The 18,442-nt window shown below is 39.6% G+C and carries 18 protein-coding genes; 1 reads left to right on the top strand and 17 read right to left on the bottom strand.

The window, feature by feature from the left end; genetic code table 11:
- The first annotated feature begins 91 nt into the window (after positions 1–91).
- Complete coding sequence (locus KDU71_RS15915; protein ID WP_212192084.1) at positions 92–1,447, top strand: UDP-N-acetylmuramate--L-alanine ligase; 1,356 nt, start codon at positions 92–94, stop codon at positions 1,445–1,447.
- 26 nt (positions 1,448–1,473) lie between these two features.
- Here the strand turns inward: KDU71_RS15915 and KDU71_RS15910 are convergent, their stop codons facing one another.
- The 17 genes from KDU71_RS15910 to KDU71_RS15830 form a co-directional block, all read right to left on the bottom strand.
- Positions 1,474–4,077, bottom strand: a complete 2,604-nt coding sequence (locus KDU71_RS15910; RefSeq protein WP_212192083.1) for a PAS domain S-box protein — start codon at positions 4,075–4,077, stop codon at positions 1,474–1,476.
- A 19-nt stretch (positions 4,078–4,096) separates the two neighbouring features.
- Positions 4,097–4,825, bottom strand: coding sequence for a hypothetical protein (locus KDU71_RS15905; RefSeq protein ID WP_212192082.1), 729 nt, complete (start codon positions 4,823–4,825; stop codon positions 4,097–4,099).
- Between the two features lie 93 nt (positions 4,826–4,918).
- Positions 4,919–5,491: a chemotaxis protein CheB gene (locus KDU71_RS15900; RefSeq protein ID WP_212192081.1), complete on the bottom strand. Its 573-nt coding sequence runs from the start codon at positions 5,489–5,491 to the stop codon at positions 4,919–4,921.
- Positions 5,491–6,312 carry a CheR family methyltransferase gene (locus KDU71_RS15895; RefSeq protein WP_212192080.1) on the bottom strand — a complete coding sequence of 274 codons (822 nt, stop codon included), beginning with the start codon at positions 6,310–6,312 and terminating at the stop codon, positions 5,491–5,493. The genes KDU71_RS15900 and KDU71_RS15895 overlap by 1 nt, the downstream gene beginning before the upstream one ends.
- Before the next feature lies 1 nt (position 6,313).
- Positions 6,314–7,156, bottom strand: a complete 843-nt coding sequence (locus KDU71_RS15890) for a CheR family methyltransferase (protein ID WP_212192079.1) — start codon at positions 7,154–7,156, stop codon at positions 6,314–6,316.
- A 23-nt stretch (positions 7,157–7,179) separates the two neighbouring features.
- On the bottom strand, positions 7,180–9,057 hold the full coding sequence (locus KDU71_RS15885; RefSeq protein WP_212192078.1) for a PAS domain S-box protein: 1,878 nt from the start codon (positions 9,055–9,057) through the stop codon (positions 7,180–7,182).
- A gap of 51 nt (positions 9,058–9,108) precedes the next feature.
- Complete coding sequence (locus KDU71_RS15880) at positions 9,109–10,188, bottom strand: protein-glutamate methylesterase/protein-glutamine glutaminase (protein WP_212192077.1); 1,080 nt, start codon at positions 10,186–10,188, stop codon at positions 9,109–9,111.
- Between the two features lie 165 nt (positions 10,189–10,353).
- On the bottom strand, positions 10,354–10,830 hold the full coding sequence (locus KDU71_RS15875; RefSeq protein ID WP_212192076.1) for a chemotaxis protein CheD: 477 nt from the start codon (positions 10,828–10,830) through the stop codon (positions 10,354–10,356).
- 11 nt (positions 10,831–10,841) lie between these two features.
- Positions 10,842–11,741: a sensor histidine kinase gene (locus tag KDU71_RS15870; protein ID WP_212192075.1), complete on the bottom strand. Its 900-nt coding sequence runs from the start codon at positions 11,739–11,741 to the stop codon at positions 10,842–10,844.
- Between the two features lie 26 nt (positions 11,742–11,767).
- The gene (locus tag KDU71_RS15865) at positions 11,768–12,631 is read right to left on the bottom strand and encodes a CheR family methyltransferase (protein WP_212192074.1); all 864 of its coding nucleotides are present in this window, start codon (positions 12,629–12,631) and stop codon (positions 11,768–11,770) included.
- Between the two features lie 10 nt (positions 12,632–12,641).
- Positions 12,642–13,121 (bottom strand): chemotaxis protein CheW, encoded by a 480-nt coding sequence (locus KDU71_RS15860; RefSeq protein ID WP_212192073.1) that lies wholly within the window; start codon positions 13,119–13,121, stop codon positions 12,642–12,644.
- 6 nt (positions 13,122–13,127) lie between these two features.
- A complete protein-coding gene (locus tag KDU71_RS15855) occupies positions 13,128–13,562 on the bottom strand; it encodes a chemotaxis protein CheW (protein WP_212192072.1) in 435 nt (144 codons plus the stop codon).
- A gap of 4 nt (positions 13,563–13,566) precedes the next feature.
- Entirely contained in the window at positions 13,567–15,603 is a 2,037-nt protein-coding gene (locus KDU71_RS15850) for a chemotaxis protein CheA (protein ID WP_212192071.1), read from the bottom strand.
- A gap of 11 nt (positions 15,604–15,614) precedes the next feature.
- Complete coding sequence (locus KDU71_RS15845; protein WP_212192070.1) at positions 15,615–15,980, bottom strand: Hpt domain-containing protein; 366 nt, start codon at positions 15,978–15,980, stop codon at positions 15,615–15,617.
- A gap of 1 nt (position 15,981) precedes the next feature.
- Entirely contained in the window at positions 15,982–16,347 is a 366-nt protein-coding gene (locus KDU71_RS15840; RefSeq protein WP_200463503.1) for a response regulator, read from the bottom strand.
- A 24-nt stretch (positions 16,348–16,371) separates the two neighbouring features.
- Entirely contained in the window at positions 16,372–16,683 is a 312-nt protein-coding gene (locus KDU71_RS15835; protein WP_212192069.1) for an STAS domain-containing protein, read from the bottom strand.
- A gap of 10 nt (positions 16,684–16,693) precedes the next feature.
- Complete coding sequence (locus KDU71_RS15830; RefSeq protein WP_212192068.1) at positions 16,694–18,442, bottom strand: methyl-accepting chemotaxis protein; 1,749 nt, start codon at positions 18,440–18,442, stop codon at positions 16,694–16,696.

The following is an 18,442-nucleotide window of genomic DNA, read 5'->3' as shown; positions in this document are numbered from 1 at the left end:
ACCGAAGCCGCCAAAGATAAGCTTTTGTCAAATGACAAAAGGTTTTTTGCAGGTGCTAAAGGGTAAACAAAAGAGCAAAACAAAGTATTTTATGAGAGTTCATTTTATTGCCATAGGTGGTAGCGCCATGCACAATCTGGCCATCGCATTACATCAAAAAGGTTTTCAGGTATCGGGTTCTGATGATGAAATTTTTGAACCGTCCAAATCAAGACTTAAGCAACATGGCCTATTGCCTGCAAAGGAAGGGTGGTATCCTGAAGCAATTTGTTCTGACCTGGATGCCATTATTCTTGGCATGCATGCACGTAAAGACAATCCCGAATTATTAGAAGCTCAAAAGCTGGGGCTCAAAATTTATTCCTACCCAGAGTATTTGTATGAGCAAACCAATAATAAGCAACGTGTGGTGATTGGTGGCAGTCATGGTAAAACCACTACCACGGCAATGGTTATGCATGTGTTAAAGGAGCTGCAAATGGATTTTGATTACATGGTAGGCGCTCAACTGGATGGTTTTGATACCATGGTTAAATTAACTACGGAAGCCACTATTGCCATATTTGAAGGCGATGAATACTTGTCCTCACCAATTGATTTAACACCGAAATTTCACTGGTATAAACCTCACATTGCCATGCTTACAGGCATAGCATGGGATCATATGAATGTTTTTCCCACCTGGGAGAATTATATCAGTCAATTTGATAAATTTACTGAAAGTATCATTGATGAAGGCTCCCTCATTTATTTCGATGGTGATAACGAGCTGTGTAAACTGGCAACCAATCATTCTAGTAGAATCAAGGCGATTCCATACAACACCATCGCCAACACCAATGATGAAGGGCAGGCCATTGTTGAATGGGAAGGCAAGCGCTATCCTATGGAAATATTTGGCGATCACAATATGCAAAACATGAATGGTGCACGCCTGGTTTGTGAACAGCTTGGCATCGAAAATCATGCCTTTTTACAAGCCATGCAAAGCTTCAAGGGTGCAGCTAAACGTCTTCAACTCTTGGCTAAAAATGATGATACGAGCATTTACCTTGATTTTGCCCACTCACCTAGTAAACTACAGGCCACCACTAATGCCATGAAGCAACAGTTTAAAGATCGTAAACTAATTGCAGTGATGGAGCTACATACGTTTAGCAGTTTGAATAAGGATTTTCTGCCACAGTACAATAAAACAATGAATGAAGCGGATACAGCCATCGTTTATTTTAATCCGGAGGTACTCGAGCATAAAAAACTACCGGCTATCACACCAGATGAGGTGCTAGCTGCTTTTGGACGTATAGATTTATTGGTAATGACTGATTCTGAGAATCTTGTAAAATGGATTAAACAACAGGATTATGCTAACTCTAACCTATTGATAATGACATCAGGTAATTTTTCGGGTGTCGATCTTAAAACTTTGGCAACGGAGTTAATATAAGAACTCAAGAGTTGTAGCTAATCAGGCTACAACTCTATACCTATTAACAGTACATCGTCCACTTGTTTATATTCGCCCATCCAATCATAAAAATCATTGGAAAAATGGCGTTCGAAATGTGCCATTGTTTGATTCGGTTCAGCCTCCAGAGCCTCCCTGATACGTTTAGATTGATATTTACGTCCCTTCGGTCCTCCCACCTGATCAGGTAATCCATCGGAGAAGATAAAGAACTGATCACCTTTCTTGTATTGAATAATATTATTCTCAAAGTCTTTCTCCACCTTTTTCGCCAGCGGTTTTCCTCCAATGCCTTTGCGGGACCCCTTGTATATTGACAATTCACCATCACTCAGGTAATAAAGTGGATTATGCGCACCAGCAAATTGTAATTCATCCGACTCAAGATCAATCTTCACCAAAGCTAAATCCATACCATCACGGCCGTTCGAACCTTCCTGATCCTGACGCAGGGTGCGACGTACGTCGAGATGCAAGCTATCCAATAGTTCGGAAGCCGTTACACTATCACTGGCATTAACAATGTTATTCATCAAAAAGTAACCAATAAACGACAACAAAGCACCAGGCACACCATGACCCGTACAATCCACTGCTGCAATATAAAAGAAGTTATCCTTCTTAAACATCCATGGAAAATCACCACTTACCACATCTTTAGGTCGATAAAAGATAAATGAACGTGGGAAAAACTGCTGCAGCACTTTGGTATCAGGCAAAATAGCTGTCTGAATACGCTGTGCGTAGTTAATACTGTCAGAAATCTTTTTGTTTTTCTCCTTAATCTCTTGCTCAATTTTCTTGAACTCGGTCATGTCATGTGCTACAAACAAAACCGATTCCAAATCTCTGTCCTCATTGAATTCCGGAATAGCCTTTATCTCCATGATTAAGGTTTGCTCACCAGCCTGAACCTCCACCTCGGATATAACTTGCTTTTCTTCGGCTCTAATCTGCTTCAGCGAGTCCAGCATATAATCTCTGAATCGCTCATCAATATCCAATTCATTAACGCGATTTTTTACGAGTTCAGAAGCAGGCAATCCAATAAAATCGGCTACTTTAGGGTTGACATACACCAACTTTCCTCCAGTATTAATCCGGATGATCATATCTGGTGAATTCTCTGAAAGCGACTGCATCCTACTTTTCATTCGCTCTTCCTTCTCCGCACGCTTACGTTCAGTAATATCCTGGGTATTAAAAATAATACCTCTAATAGCCGGATCATGTAACAGGTTTTTACCGGTGGTTTCGAGGAATAATTTCTCCCCGCTCTTTTTTAAATAAGTATACTGCGCAGATTGCTCGCCACCCGGTGTTTCAAGCAGGTATTGAAACAGGTTATTAATGGTTTTGTAACCACGAGGTGTCATCAGTTCAGGATCCATTCCAGATACCTTATCCTCTGGCCCATAACCAAGAATGTGCTTCACCGAAGGACTCTCGAACACCAGCTCCTGTTTCTCATTATATATTGAAATAAATTCGGATGCATTGGTCAGAAGAGCTTCCAGGCGTTGCTGGGCATGCTCTACTTCCTGAATATGCCCTTCAAGTAGTTTGTTGGACTTTTCCAACTCCTCCTGTGCCTCCAGCATTTCAGCAGCATTCAATTGCAACTGCTTTTCGTTTTCCTTCAGCGTCACCGTCATCTCCTGCGATTCTTTCAGAAGTACTTCGGTTTGCTCATTAATCTTTAAGTTATAAAAAGTTCGCCCGATAACACTACTTAGCTCTTCTGCAAACTTTAACACATGTTTGGGCAGGCTTTCATGCAGATAACCAATTTCAAACACTCCCTGCAACTCCTCTTCTTGCAAAAGTGGCACAATCAGAAGGCTCTTGGGCTTTCTATCGCCTAAAAGGCCTGAAGTGATGTAGAAATAATCATCAGGTATTTCGGTACGATACACCATCTGCTTTTCATAAGCCACACTTCCCAACAAGCCTTTACCAATTGGTACCACTTGCTTTTCGAAGCGCTTTCGATTATAGGCATAGGTGGCAATATTTACCAGTTCCTTTCCCTTTAGCAGATATAAGGATCCCTGAATACCTCCTGAATAATCGATGATTCCACGAATTACATCGTCAGCCAGCATATGCACCTTGTTGTGTGTTCGCAGTATATCAGAGATCTTTTCCTTACCTTTTGAAATCCAATTATAGGCCTCCTCTTTATGTTTTGTATTTTTAAGATTGGTGCCTAAATTATAGAGTACTTCTGAAAGATGTCCGTCAACCAATTCAATTTCATCCAGTTCGCCGCGACCAATTTGTTCGGCCAGCTCCACATTTTTATCAAGTTGCTCCTTAAGCAGACGATTCTCATTCTGAAGTTTCCTTTGCTGTCCATTGTTATAATTGACGATTGACAAAATAACCACCGGTATAGAAATAACTAATAAATCAATCGCCCAAACCAATACCGAGCGATGTATGACCGCTATATTACCCATTGAAAAATGAAGGTTATTGAACGATAAAAACCCTGACCAAATGAGTAACAGTATACACAACAGCCCCATGGACAGCAGATACCAGTCGCGTTCACTTAGTACCGACATGGATAATAATTGCTTGATTTTATTGGTTATTTTAGCCATATCTATTTATTCTCTGGGTTTATTGCGCTGATTGAAATTTATTCCACACCTCAATCAGGTCATTCTTCTTAAAGGTAGCCAATTCGAGAACCAATCCTTTTTGTTCATCCTGAATTAAAGGAAGAATATAAAGATACACTGGTTGAGTACTACCTGTAGCTGAACCAACCTCCAGGTAATCAGCTGGTATATCAGCAATCTCCTTAGCTTGTTTGTCGGCGATAGCCTGTGCATGCAGTCCATCATCAGCCATTAAATCAGGTAAAATATATTCATCATCGATTCCAAATCGATTTACGGCAGCGTAACTATCATTATCTTTACAATAAGCAATGGCAGCCATCACTTCATAATGATTGACAAGCACTTTCATTAAAGCGTTGCCAGTTTGGCCATCATACCCCTTAAACACCTTCTTTAACTCTCCTATCAGCTCATTGCTATCAGCATTCACTTGCTGCTCCCTTAAATCATTTGAATTTTCATAGGACTTTAACCGGCGCCTTAACCGCTCGATTTCAGCTTGTTTTTTTACACATTCCTTATCTTCTTCAGATTTACCAACACCGCTTTTACAAGTATCAATATAGTTCTGAACGAAATAGATCATGAACAGAACAACTAAAAAAGAAAGTACTTCAAACACAATAAATGTGGCAGGCATCAGATCCATATTAAAAGCATACTTAGCTAATGAAAATCCAAAAAATAATGCTCCTAACCAGAAAATATACTTACCTCTTTTCATGTGTCTAAAATTATCTTTCAATAGCCTGATGACACTGCCATCCTTGCCATTTATGTGTTTAAAAAAGCCAAACCGGCCTCTTTGTTTATACTCTTATAACGCTAATTGGTTTAAAAATTTTACTATTCCCTCAGGTGTCAATACCTCGTTAGGCTTTATTAATCTTGCAACACTTTTGGGCATGGTATCCATTTCACAGGTTTTTGGATCCTGGATAATGGTATGACCTCGTTTATCTGCAATATCTTTCATGCCTTTCGCTCCATCTTTATTAGCTCCTGTGAGTACAATACCTATCAGCTTATTACGATAGACATAAGCAGCTGACGATAGTGTGTGATCGATGGATGGCCGACTATGATTAAGCGGTTCTTCAGTTGATAATGAAAAGGTACCATCGTATTCAATAAACATATGGTAATTGGATGGTGCTAAGTATACCTTACCACCTTTTATCGGCTCCTTATCATTAGGTTCTATCACCTCTAATTTGGATTTAAGCCTGATGCTCTCCACTAATCCAGAACGCACATGCTTGAGGCGGTGTAAGCAAATAATAACGGGCAACGGAAAGTCTTCGCGTAGTTGCGACAACAATTTTGAAACGACTGAAAAACTACCTGCCGATCCACCAATTACTACTGCTTTATATGCACCTTTTACCATTAGTCTTTTATAAACCTGAATTTTTTATAAATCTTTTCTTTTTCATCGAGGCACTCGAAACGCTCATTATAAGGTGCTGGCAACTGTTCTTTTACCCCCAGACACATTAAGCCGCCACTCACTAATACCTTATCAGCCATATCCTTAATTGTTTCGTGGTAATCACGTATGTAATACAATAAGCTGTTGCGCAGCAAGATGATATCCATTTTTTCGCCAGGAACCTTTTCAATACCACCTTTTTGAAAACTAACATTGTGCATTAAGCTGGTATCGAATAAGAAACCATTATTTCCATCAATAAAGTAGCTTTCCGGATTTTGATGCCCTTCAAAACGTTTATAGTTGTAAGCATTCACATCCATCTTTTTAACGGATAAAAAACCTTTACTTATTTGCTCGATCCTTTTATCAGAGGTACTATTAACCAAAATATGAGCATTATCGAGGCAATCAATTTCTTTGAGCAGAATCAGTAGACTAAACAGCTCCTCACCTGATGCCACGTCGGGCAACCAAATTTTAAATGAAGCGCCACAATAGTTGGCAGAAATCAGCTTCCTCAGATTGCGCCAAAATCCAGCATCCCGAAATAGCTCTGTGGTATTAACCGAGAAGAAATAGCACAACTCATCCGACATATCTCCATTTTCAAGTTGCTCAATAAGCTGAGCAGGCTTGCGAATGCCCTGTTTGTCAAAAAACATACCCAGCCTGCGCTTAAGAAACGAATGCGTCATATACCTGAATGGCAGATTAAGTTTTAGACTCAATTGCTCCGATAGCTCCCTTATTTCACTAATACTGAAATTAACTGCCATATTAATGATATTTAAAATGAAAGGAGTTGCTTTTGGTATATACGGGCCCGTTTTTATTAAACTTGGTATTATAAAAACCAGTCAGACTTTCGTGATTTCCTAGTATCATAGCACCTTTTGGGTATAATTGCTTATGGAACATCTGATATACTTTCGATTGCAGATTGGCATTAAAGTATATCAACACATTTCGGCAAAAAATTATATCAAACTTGTGATAAAAAGGCGGATTACTTTGCACCAGATCATGCTGTCTTACATCCACCTTTTCTCTCAGAAACTCTTTAACAGTAATACGGTCTGATGCCTCATCAATTTCAAAGTACTTTGAAAAGTCAATGGCCGATATACCATTAAGTGGATACTTTCGAAGTACTGCTTTGAAATCAGTCAATTGCATCTTATTAAAACCATAGCGATAACTCCCGTTTTTGCACTGCCGTACCATGTTAGCACTGATATCCGTAGCAAAAATGCGTGCTTTTTCGAGCAACCCGAGCTCATTCAACAGAATCATATTGGAATACACTTCCATACCTGAACTACAGCCTGCATGCCAGATGTTAAAGGTCTTTTTGCCTTTTAGCATTGGCAACAACTTTTCGTAGAAAGCCGGCCATAACTCCGGATCACGAAATAATTCCGTAGTATTAACGGTTATATCCTCTACCAATCGCTCAATAAAACCTTTATCATTCTGGGTTTTTTCGAGCAGTTCGTCAATGGTCAGATCATTATCCGCGATCACCTTCTGCAAACGCCTCTTGATTGAATTATCGGAATAATTACTAAAATCGTAAGGTGTATTCTCCTTCAACACTTGCAGATAATGCTTAAAATCCATTCTAATGGTTCTTTTCAGATTATCTAAAACAACTCAACTTCAACCTGCTGAATAAATGCTGTATAAGAATGATCATCTCCGTATTCAGCCTCCGATAATAGAAACAGCACTGGTTCTTCACTGCCTACCTTATTTTTGATTGGAGCCTCTCGACGTTCACCAATTATCTTGGTTTTGTCATTAGATACAAAAGCGGAGATAAACTCGTCATTGGCCACAGTTGATTCAGAAAATAACATGGCTACATGCTGCCCTAATACCTCACTTCTATCGTATCCCCATAGTTTCTCAGCAGCTGCATTAAAGAACTCTAAGATCCCTTCCTTGTTGGTAGTTATAATGGCATCTAATGCTCCCTCCAGAGTTTTCTCATTTCTAATCTTAACAGCCTCCACTTCTTTAAACTGCTCGGTCACTTCTTTTTTGGCTTCTTCAAGCATGATACCCAGCTCATCTTTACTGCGTTTCAACTCTTCCTCCATGGTTACCTGTTCAGTGATATCATTTTCTAGGCTGAGAATTTTAATAATTTCCCCTTCGTGATCAATAACTGGCGTGTAAGTGGTTAACAGATATATTTCGTCTCCCATCTTGGTACGACGACGCACACGTCCTTTAAAGTTATGACCGTTTCTCAAATCAGTCAGAATCTGATCGAGGCCTTCAGCATCGTCTTTGAAAAAGAAAATCTTGATATTTTGTCCCTCAATTTCTTCAGGATTATATCGGAAGGTTCTCAGAAAGTTCTGATTAACGTTAATCAATGTGCCATCTACTTCAAACTCTGAGCTGATAGCAGCATGATCAATGGCCTCCAAAATACCTTTCATTTCCACCTCGCGACGATCACTCTCTTCCTGTGTGGCCTGCATCTCTTCAAGGTTCTGCCTCAACTCCTCCTCCTGCTGAAGCATTCTTTCAGCCTGATTTTGTGTTTCCTTCAGCAGTTTTGTGGTGCGGATGGTATTTTGTACCGAAGAGATAGTTAGAGCAATACTTTCAGCAATCTTCTCAACAAATTCAATTTCAAACTCTGCAAAATCCTTAAACGAGGCCATCTCAATCACACCATAGATTTCGTCGTTGGTTTTGAGTGGTACAATTAATATGCTTCTTGGGTTGGCATCACCTAATCCGGAGGTAATATTCAGATAGTTATCAGGCACATCGGTCAGGTGTATCGTTTCCTTTTCCAAGGCACAACGACCAATCAGTCCATCCTCCCAATCAATGCGTTTATCGGCAAACTTTTTGCGATCATAGGCTACGCAGGCAGTCAGTTCGAAATATTTGTTGGTTGAATTGATGTTATTCAATAAATAGAATCCAGCCTGATTAATTTTCATATAATCAACCAGGTACCTGATTATATTGTAGCTTAAATCTTCAATATTATCATTTTCCTTACGCAACAACTCCCCAAAATGCGCCAGCCCCTGAGTTACCCATGTCCGTTGTTCTTCTTCAATGCGTCGCTGCTCCTCGTCCTTTTTGCTTTTAATCAGGTAATCGCGTAAGCGAAGTAATGACTGAGCCAGTTTATCTTTTCTGTCATTAAGATTCAGATCTGATTCGAAATTATCTTTACGCAGGTTATCAACAAATTCGAGCACTTTTTCACTTTTGCTGGCCTCTTGCTTGATATGCTTACGTTGCTTACGAATAAAAACAGCAAAGTTACCTGCTATCAGGTAACCGGCTAACGCAGTAATGAAGGGCAGAAACGTAATAACCCACAACCCAGGGAAGAAACTATAGAGATTATAAAAGGTAGGCTGTTGGTTAACGTGATCAAAAATGCTGTTGCTCAGAAAAACTGTAAAAAGGAATATGACCAATCCAAGCATAAAACCTCTTAAAGTATATCTGCTTCTGATATTCTTAATATTGACCTTTGCCATATGTGTAATTCTTATTTTATAGACGAGTGGTAAAAATAGTAATTATTGCTGTTATCCCAGGCGCGACAATAAATAGGCTGCCATCTTATCTAGTGGCAATACCTTGCTGGCGGCACCTAATTTAATAGCCTCTTTGGGCATACCAAACACTACCGATGAAGCCTCATCCTGAGCAATGGTATGTGCACCGGCGTCCTTGAGTTCCAACAAGCCTTTGGCTCCATCGTTACCCATTCCGGTCAATAATATTCCGGTAGCATTATTGCCGGCATAACGTGCTGCTGAGCGAAACAACACATCAACTGATGGCCTGTGACGATTGACTAATGGACCTTCTTTCACTTCTACAGTATATTCTTTGCCTACCCTTTTCAGCAGCATGTGCTTGCTACCAGGTGCAATTAACACGCGTCCCTGGTAGAGTTTATCACCATTTTCGGCTTCCTTCACCTCCAGTCCACAGATATTGTTAAGGCTATTGGCAAATGACTTGGTAAATCCTTCGGGCATATGCTGCACAATAGCAATACCCGGCACCTTAGCAGGTAATGCCTTTAAAAAGTTACGAATCGCTTCTGTACCTCCTGTGGATGCACCCAGCACAACAATCTTTTCGGTATCAATAATCTGCTTAAAACTGGCAGGTTTATCAAGTATGACATCGGCTGAGTACTTGGGCTTCACACTCACTTGTGCCACAGGCGCAGCAATGGTGCGACGCTTCAACTTTACCTGGGCAGCGGCCTTAACGGCATCGCAAAGCATTATTTTCGATTCATTAATAAACTGAGCGGCATTCATCGCCGGCTTGCCAATGATTTCGCTGGCACCATACTCCAGTGCCTTCATGGCCACTTCCGTTCCTTCAGTGGTGAGGCTGGAGATAACCACAACCGGTATAGGGTGTTGCGACATGATTTTTCGCAGGAAGGTTAATCCATCCATACGGGGCATTTCAATGTCAAGTGTTATAACATCCGGAATTTCTTTCATGATTTTTTTAACGGCAATAATTGGATCTGCCGCCGTGCCCATGACTTCAATGCCCGGATCAGATTCAAGGATGGATGACAAGCTCTGCCTGACAACCGCAGAATCATCAACTACTAGTACTCGAATCTTTTTCTTCATGCGCAAAATATTTTATCTGAGAACCCGATTCTAATCTCTTACTATCTTACAATAATCAAGACACTCTTTTGTTATTCCCAATTCATTCAACCAATTAGCTACTCAGCTAATTTGGTTGTTCAGCTTCACCTTTTTTTGTTGGCCCATGGCCTTTACAACACAGGTTTAATATACCTTTTTTTCCAGAAACTTATGCCTTACTTCTCCTGTATCGTTGAAAAAAATAATTTTCCTTCCCCTTCTTCCACCTGTACTTGATGCTACAATCGGGATTTTCTTCTCCTCAAGCATCAAACGCGCAACCCTAATATTACGCTCACCAATCATATTGGAGTTACCGGTTGCAGACTCAAGCAATTCGCCGCCTCCAAATATTTTGGCTTGTATGTTTTTTATATCGCTACCAAGATATAGCATGCGTTCCACCAGCTTATCGATAGCAATATTACCATACTTTGGCGAAGCTAAATCATTACCATTCCAGTTGGGAAGCATGTAGTGGTTCATCCCACCAATTTTCAGCTTTGGATCCCACAGGCAGATAGCAACGCAACTCCCAAGTATGGTTTTTATCACATACGGTTCTTTGCTTGCGAACAGTGAAGAGGGGTATAGAAAATGTTGCAAATATCTATTTTCCATCTAACACTGTCTTAAAAAATCTCATCATCATCATCAAAGAACACATCATTGCCATCGCCACTAAATCCTTCAACGATGTTGCGCGCTTCTGGAAGAGCAATTGAGAAGGTTGAGCCTTCTCCCTTTTGGCTCTTAATGTCAATATCTCCACCCAGCACATCTAATAATGCTTTGGTAATTGACAATCCAAGACCATGCCCGCGGTTGATTGAGTTGATACCTGAGTCAAGACGCTTGAAACGCTCGAATATAATTTTCTGATTCTTTTCTGAAATACCAGTACCAAAATCCTGCACTGAAGCATGTAAAACATCTTCATCCACCCACATTTTCAGAATCACCTGGCTATCCTTATAGCTATATTTCAGGGCATTATTCAATAGATTACTTAAAACAAGCTTCAGCTTCTCTGAATCAGTTTTAAAATAAAAATTCTTTCCAAAACCATGCTCAATATTGAATTCAATTTTAATATCGATACCCATCTTGCGCGAGATGATGTTGAACGAATCAACAACTGTTTGCACCAGGCTGCGGATATTAACTTTGGTAATGTTAGGAGCTATCTCGCCAGCTTCAATTTTGGCTGCCACAAATATATTGCGTAACTGAAAATCCAGGTTAAAAGCTTCGCTATGGATAAGCGCTACCATTGAAACAACTTTTTTCCAGTCGTTTTTTTCTACCGAAAGGATGGCTTTAGATAAACCAAGAATCGATGTAAATGGATTCACTATTTCGTTAGAAATATTTGAGATAAAGTGGCTCTTTAACGCCTCAGACTCTTTCAGCTTTTTAGTTACACTCTGAAAATCCTTTGATAATTCCTTCATCTCATTATCTAACTTTTTCCTTTCTTCAAGTCGTAACCTGAGTTCGCGTAAAAGTTGTTTGTCAGATAAATTGCTCATAATTGTTTTTTTATATTCCGGACTAGTTATATTTTTCTAAAAATTGTTGGCCTTATATGATCTAAAGGCACATTCATTCCCGATAATGACTCCGAGTGACCAATGAAAAAGATCCCTCCGGGTTTCAGGTAATTACATAGTTTCCCTATTACTCTTTCTTGTGTTGCCCTGTCAAAATAAATTAACACATTACGGCAGAAAATAACATCAAAGGTTTCATTCATGTCGTAATGACTGTCCATTAAATTAACATGCTTCAGGGCAATATTTCGTTGCAATTCTGGCTTTACCCTAACTGTTGGATTCAAGCGATCTTTGCTTTTTAAGAAATATCTTTTTTTCAATTCCAATGGAATGATGGCTATCTTATTTTCAGCGTAAACCCCTTTAGCAGCCGAGCTTAATACCTTATTTGAAATATCAGAGCCATGTATTGAAAAGTTAAAAGAAGGAGACTCACGTTTATATTCATTAAGCACTATTGAAATCGTGTATGGCTCTTCACCACTTGAACAGCCCGCGCTCCAAACTTTAAAAAATCCATTTCCACTATGCTTTGGCAGTACCTCATTTCGTAAAAAATCAAAATGAACCGGTTCGCGAAAAAAGTCTGTCTTGTTAGTCGTTACTACATTCAGAAAATTATATATCTCTTTCGCCTGCCCTTCTTTGCTGAAGAAGTATTCTTTGTATTCGGTATATGACTTCATGTTGAGTTCACGAATACGCTTTAACAGCCTTCCCTGCAGCATCACCCGCTTAACGGGCGGCATCTTAATACCATATTCGTTATAGATAAATTCGCTGAATGCCTGAAAATCCTTTTCCGAAAGCTCAGCTTTAAACGCATCCAATTCCTTCTCTTTACCTATATTTCCTACTCCAAACATCCGGTCATCTCTACTTTACAGCTTTCACTACTTCCCCAAGGTTTATTATATCTTTTTCGCTAAATATCTTATCAGCATTTAGTATCATCACCAGGTCATCGCCATTCTGATAAGAAGCTGAAATATATCCTGGCTTATAATCTGTTTCAATGGCCTTAAGTTTCGATTCATCAGTTTCGAACACATCAGACACCGCATCAACCAATACACCAATGCTCATCATCCCACTGCCATCGGCTTTGTCTATTTCTAAAACCACAATACACGACTGAGGTGTAATATTGATTTCTCCGAGGTTGAACTTAGCTGCTGCATCGATAATTGGAATGATTTGCTCACGATGGTCAGCCACTCCTTTGACATAGCTCATGCTTTCCGGAACAGACTTTGGTGCTGCATATTCCTTTATTTCAACAACCTTCTCAACGTGAACTCCAAAAATATTGTTCCCTACAGCAAAGGTTAGATAGGCATTAACTTCCTGACTCATCTATCTTTATTTTTCTATTTCCTGTACAACTTCTGATAAATCAATGATGTGAATAAACTCATCATTTTTAAATATGCTCCCGGTAAATGTATGAACCAAACCAGTATTACCGTTGATAACTGATTCTTTAAGGCTGGCTTCATCGAGGTCAAACACTTCTTTGACACCATCTACCACCAAGCCAATCAGTGAATCTGTTTTATCATCATCTGACACAACAATAATGGCAGTATCTTGTCCTATTTCAGCATTCTCAGTGCCCATCATCATTCTTAAATCGGCAATTGGTATAATGTTACCATGCAGATTAATTACTCCCAGCAGGTATTTTTTGGTATTTGGTACCCATGTTACCTTATCAAATTCAAGAATATTACGAACTTTCAGTGTATCGAACGCAAATACTTCTCCATTGATTAAAAACGAAATAATTGATGTCATTTTTTTAATTTTTGGTTCGATATTTTTTAGTGGCATTATTATGAATCAAACGATTAGTGTCGATAACCATTGCTATTGTTCCGTCGCCCATAATTGATGCACCTGAAATATTTTCCTGTTTTTTCAGGAAGCGTCCCATAGGTTTCACCACGGTTTGGAATTCACCAATCACCTGATCCACCAACAGTCCGACTCTGCGATCTTCATATTTGACCAATATCAGTTGCTCAGTACCTTTATTTACCAGTTCTGTTTCAAACGTTTCGCGCAAATCTATAAACGGATATTGCTCATTATCGATATTAACAACATGATTAAATGTTTTACCGAACGATACCGAATCAATCGCATAAATCTTTTCAATATTGGCAATAGGAATCACATACTGATTATTAAACACCCGCACCAATAAACCGTCAATAATTGATAGTGTCATTGGCAGCTCGAGCGTAAGCGTGGTCCCTTTTCCTATTTCCGAATCTAAGGAAACTTCACCACGGATTTCGCCAATTTTCTTCTTCACTACGTCCATTCCAACGCCACGACCTGACACATCGGTTACTTCGTCCTTAGTTGAAAATCCGCTCAGGAAGACCAACTCAAATATTTCTTTTCTGCTCAGTTCAGTAGAGCTATCAATAAGTCCCTTGGAAATGGCCTTGTTACGGATGAACTCCGGATCAATTCCTTTACCATCGTCCATCACTTTTACAATAACGCTGGCGCCCGAATAGTATGCTTTGAAAAGAATAGTTCCTTTAGGTGACTTTCCATTACTAATCCGCTCATCAGGCAGTTCTATGCCATGATCAACAGCATTACGAATAATATGTAACAGAGGATCGGTAAGGTGCTCAATGATATTCTTGTCAAGCTCAATATCACCACCTTCAATCACAAAGTCAATATCTTTCTGTAGCTCTTTAGACAAATCACGCACTAACCTCTGGAAGCGCATTAATTCACTTTGCAGCGGTATAAGGCTTATTGAAAAAGCATTATCGCGCAATTGACGACTGAGCTTCTGTATATTTTCGGCTAAAGCCAATACGGCTGGGTTACCATCGTTTTCGGCAAATAAGTTGAGCTGTGCCTGTATGGTTACCAATTCACTCACCAGGTTAACCAACTCATCAATCTTTGAAGAATTAACCCTGATACTTGATATTTTATGCTCTTTTAACTGTACCTTTTTCTTGCCATCCTTCTTAGTTTCACTATCACCTGCACTTACGGCCAATCCAGCTAGTTCATCTTTCACCAATGGTTTCTGATGACGAGCTGCCTCATCAATTTTATTGACCAGTTCAGTTGAAGTCAGCAAATTACCTGCACCAATTTCGTTAATAGCTATATCACACTCATCCTCAACAAAAATGAATACATCCTTAATATCATTTACAGATTCAGATGTATTTAAAACTACCTGCCATTGACAATAATTACTTATCGGATTAAAACTGCTTAATACAGGTACCTTTTCATGGTAGGCCACAACTTTGGCAGTACCCATGGCGTGCAAATCATCGAGCAGGTAAAATGGATTGGTTCCATTTCGGAGAATTTCTTCATTTGGTTTGATGTCGATCAGATAAGTCTTGGAACCGTCATCCTTAACAGCCTCTTCTTTGGCAACCGGAGTTTTAGGTACTACTGCACCTTCAAGGTTTGCTACGCGTTGAACTCGCTGAATAAAAGACTGTTGATTTTCCAGTTCTTCTTCATCATCAACATCGCCCACTTCAAGCATGTGCTTAATATGGTCAATTGATTCAAAGGTGAGTGAAATAATATCATCGGTTATCTCGAGCTTATTGTTTCTTACGAGATCAAACACCGTTTCGAGGTGATGCGTAAATTCACTTAACTGATTAAAGCCAAACATTGCTCCCCCACCTTTAAGCGTGTGCATAGCACGAAAGATCCGCTCAACTATCTCTTTGTTGCCCGTATCTTTCTCAAGAAGCAACAGCGCTTCCTCTAAGTCATGAACATTATCGTTTGACTCCTCTACGAATTTTGCTTTAAACTTGTCAATCATTGTTTACGCGTTTAACCTGTGATGGTGTTAAAATAGTCTATCAAAAGCTGTTGCTCTTCTTCTGTTTGTGGCGTGTACGACTCCTCGCTAACAAGCAGTTGCTGAATAACCGATACCGCCGTTTTGGTCTTCTCAACCATATGATTGCTCACCACCAATTTGTTATCAAGAACTTCTTTATAGGCCTGTTCCACCGGTGTTGCAATTTCGGGTAATGCTGTAAAGCCAACCATAGGGGCTGTTCCTTTGATATTGTGCATAGTTCGCACAACCATTTCAATAGCCTCTTTTGACAAGTTAACAGGCTTAGTCAGTTCTTCCTCAAGAACAGCCAGATTATCAGAAGTTTCTTTAATGAAAATATTTTTAACTCTCATCTTATCTTAAGACACGAGAAATTGCACTCAATAGCTTAGCGGGAACAAATGGTTTGATAATCCACCCGGTAGCGCCGGCCTGCTTAGCTTCCATCTTTTTTGAAGCTTGCGATTCGGTCGTTAAAAATAAGATTGGAATGTGCTTATATGCTTCAATCTCTCTTATCTTGCGAATCAGCCCAAGGCCATCGAGGTTTGGCATATGTAGGTCGGTAATTACAATATCAATTGTTCTGCCGTCCAGGAATTTTTGAGCATCTTCACCATCAACGCCCACCAATACCTCATAACCTTCATTTTGCAAGGTAAAGTTGACTACTTCGCGGATACTTTCTGAATCATCAACGATGAGAACTGTTTTAGCCATAATTATTATTCTAGTTATTATAGATTAATTAAGAACATACTGAAAACCTGAGTTCAAGATAAGCTTTTTTATATCTTCACTTAACTCAGCATTTACTTCTACTTTTTTTCCGTTGGCACTTAATGTTGCTTTTAATGCCAATAACAACTGTATAAAGGTTACATCAACACTCTCAGGATTATCTACTTCGATCTGTAAATCCTTATCGGATATTAAACCGTTTTTTACAGTTGCTGTAATTTTTTCGATGTGATTAATGATTAGCTGCCCTGAGAAGCGCATCATAGTTTTCTCAGGCAATTCATCAATTAGTACTGTATATGGTAAATTTTCCATGGTCTACACCTTAAAATTTCTCGTAATTATCCAAGTCAAAATCCTTATCGAAATTAGAGAATGGATTATCGGCCTTTTTCTGTCCATTGCCAGTTGTTGGCTTCGGTGCTGCCTTTGGCTCAGACTTAACAGCTACCTTCTCAGTAGTATTTTCCACAGGCATTTTCGCCTCTTTCTTACCTGTTTTATCGGTCGCCTTAGCAGATTTTTTATCAAGCTTGAAATAGCTAACTGCTTCATTCAGGTTATCGGCTAAATTAGCCAACAAATCAGAACTCTGTGTCAACTCATCAGATGATGATGCATTTTCCTGCGTAATCATATTGAGTTGCTGCATAGCCAGGTTAATTTGTTCAGCCCCTGTTTTTTGCTCCATACTTGCAGCAGAAATTTCTTTAATGAGCTGCGTGGTTTTTTCGATATCCGGCACCAGCGCTTTTGATTTTTCGCCAGCTTCAGTAGACACCTTCAGACCTGTAGAAACAAGCGATACGATCTCGTCAGCTGCCGTTTTACTGCGCTCGGCCAACTTACGCACCTCAGCTGCCACAACAGAGAATCCTCTTCCGTGCTCACCAGCTCTGGCTGCTTCAACAGCCGCATTCAGCGCCAGAATATTTGTTTGGAAGGCAATATCGCTGATGATGGTAATTTTCTCAGAAACATCCTTCATCACTTTGGCAGCCTGTGACGAAAGCTCATCAGCAACACTTACATCTTTAGCTGTTTCAACAGTTATCTTCTCTGTTTGAATCGCATTATCAGTATTCTGATCGATATTAGCTACCATTTCTTCAATAGAAGTTGATACTTCCTCAGCTGAAGCAGCCTGATCAGCTGAACCTTTAGACAATTGTAAAGAGCTCGACTTTAACTGAGTACTTGAAGTCACCAAATCATTGGCATTTGACTTAATGGTATTCACTGTATCTTTAAGGTTTTCAGCCATGCTAACCAAAGCTTTGGCTAAATCACCTATTTCATCATCCTGTTCAACATCAACTGTGGCAGTTAAATCGCCTTGCCCTATTGCCTGTGCAAAAGTAACACCTTTGTTAAGCGGTGTAATAATGGAGTTATATAGCATGTAAGCGGTAATGAGTGCACCAGCAATAACCAGCAAGCTCATAATAATAATAACCCACTGTAACACAGTAAAACTTCTGTTACTGCCAGATAAGGCTACATTAGTTGCCTCATCATATTTAGTTGTTAACTCACGTATTGTAGTATCAATTGACTCGCACAATGAAATAATTTCACCACCCTCCTGCACCATTGGCTCCACTTCGAACAGCACCATGGCATCCTCATAGGCCTCAAATGAGTTCAGGCTGCTCATCACGTACTGCTGCATCTGAAATAAAGAATCAACATCGTGGAAGATAGTGTTTAATGTTTCTACATCTTCCTCATTCCCTTCTTCTTCAATCCAAAGCTTGCTTAAGGCAAGTAATTCTTCTTTCAAAGCCTTGTACTCGGTGGAATGCAATTCACCTAAACGCACTTTATCAGGTGTTCCTGACTGCGTATCGATAAATACCCAGCTACGAATCAGCATCTTCGACTCATTAACAGCATCCGCCAGACTCTCAAGCTCAGTTGTTGAGGGCGAATACAGACCTGTTAATTTTCGATTTAAATTTTTACTACTTGTCAGCGTAGAATAAGTCCAGATTCCGTTAGCTATAATCAACAACAGGATGAGTCCGAACCCGGCTAACAATTTTTGGGCAATATTCAGTTTGATGTTTTTCAT

The organism is Carboxylicivirga sediminis (assembly GCF_018156225.1).
GTDB lineage: Bacteria > Bacteroidota > Bacteroidia > Bacteroidales > Marinilabiliaceae > Carboxylicivirga > Carboxylicivirga sediminis.
Note: the sequence above shows the minus strand (reverse complement) of the source record. Positions and strands in the feature narration are given on the sequence as shown.

What these genes read in the sequence shown, in the direction of transcription:
- KDU71_RS15910 (WP_212192083.1), bottom strand. Translation starts at nt 4,077, where the DNA reads ATGGCTAAAATAACCAATAAAATCAAGCAATTATTATCCATGTCGGTA.
- KDU71_RS15840 (WP_200463503.1), bottom strand. Translation starts at nt 16,347, where the DNA reads ATGGCTAAAACAGTTCTCATCGTTGATGATTCAGAAAGTATCCGCGAA.
- KDU71_RS15900 (WP_212192081.1), bottom strand. Translation starts at nt 5,491, where the DNA reads ATGGTAAAAGGTGCATATAAAGCAGTAGTAATTGGTGGATCGGCAGGT.
- KDU71_RS15865 (WP_212192074.1), bottom strand. Translation starts at nt 12,631, where the DNA reads ATGTTTGGAGTAGGAAATATAGGTAAAGAGAAGGAATTGGATGCGTTT.
- KDU71_RS15835 (WP_212192069.1), bottom strand. Translation starts at nt 16,683, where the DNA reads ATGGAAAATTTACCATATACAGTACTAATTGATGAATTGCCTGAGAAA.
- KDU71_RS15915 (WP_212192084.1), top strand. Translation starts at nt 92, where the DNA reads ATGAGAGTTCATTTTATTGCCATAGGTGGTAGCGCCATGCACAATCTG.
- KDU71_RS15845 (WP_212192070.1), bottom strand. Translation starts at nt 15,980, where the DNA reads ATGAGAGTTAAAAATATTTTCATTAAAGAAACTTCTGATAATCTGGCT.
- KDU71_RS15885 (WP_212192078.1), bottom strand. Translation starts at nt 9,057, where the DNA reads ATGGCAAAGGTCAATATTAAGAATATCAGAAGCAGATATACTTTAAGA.
- KDU71_RS15895 (WP_212192080.1), bottom strand. Translation starts at nt 6,312, where the DNA reads ATGGCAGTTAATTTCAGTATTAGTGAAATAAGGGAGCTATCGGAGCAA.
- KDU71_RS15880 (WP_212192077.1), bottom strand. Translation starts at nt 10,188, where the DNA reads ATGAAGAAAAAGATTCGAGTACTAGTAGTTGATGATTCTGCGGTTGTC.
- KDU71_RS15875 (WP_212192076.1), bottom strand. Translation starts at nt 10,830, where the DNA reads ATGGAAAATAGATATTTGCAACATTTTCTATACCCCTCTTCACTGTTC.
- KDU71_RS15890 (WP_212192079.1), bottom strand. Translation starts at nt 7,156, where the DNA reads ATGGATTTTAAGCATTATCTGCAAGTGTTGAAGGAGAATACACCTTAC.
- KDU71_RS15830 (WP_212192068.1), bottom strand. Translation starts at nt 18,442, where the DNA reads ATGAAAAACATCAAACTGAATATTGCCCAAAAATTGTTAGCCGGGTTC.
- KDU71_RS15850 (WP_212192071.1), bottom strand. Translation starts at nt 15,603, where the DNA reads ATGATTGACAAGTTTAAAGCAAAATTCGTAGAGGAGTCAAACGATAAT.
- KDU71_RS15860 (WP_212192073.1), bottom strand. Translation starts at nt 13,121, where the DNA reads ATGAGTCAGGAAGTTAATGCCTATCTAACCTTTGCTGTAGGGAACAAT.
- KDU71_RS15870 (WP_212192075.1), bottom strand. Translation starts at nt 11,741, where the DNA reads ATGAGCAATTTATCTGACAAACAACTTTTACGCGAACTCAGGTTACGA.
- KDU71_RS15855 (WP_212192072.1), bottom strand. Translation starts at nt 13,562, where the DNA reads ATGACATCAATTATTTCGTTTTTAATCAATGGAGAAGTATTTGCGTTC.
- KDU71_RS15905 (WP_212192082.1), bottom strand. Translation starts at nt 4,825, where the DNA reads ATGAAAAGAGGTAAGTATATTTTCTGGTTAGGAGCATTATTTTTTGGA.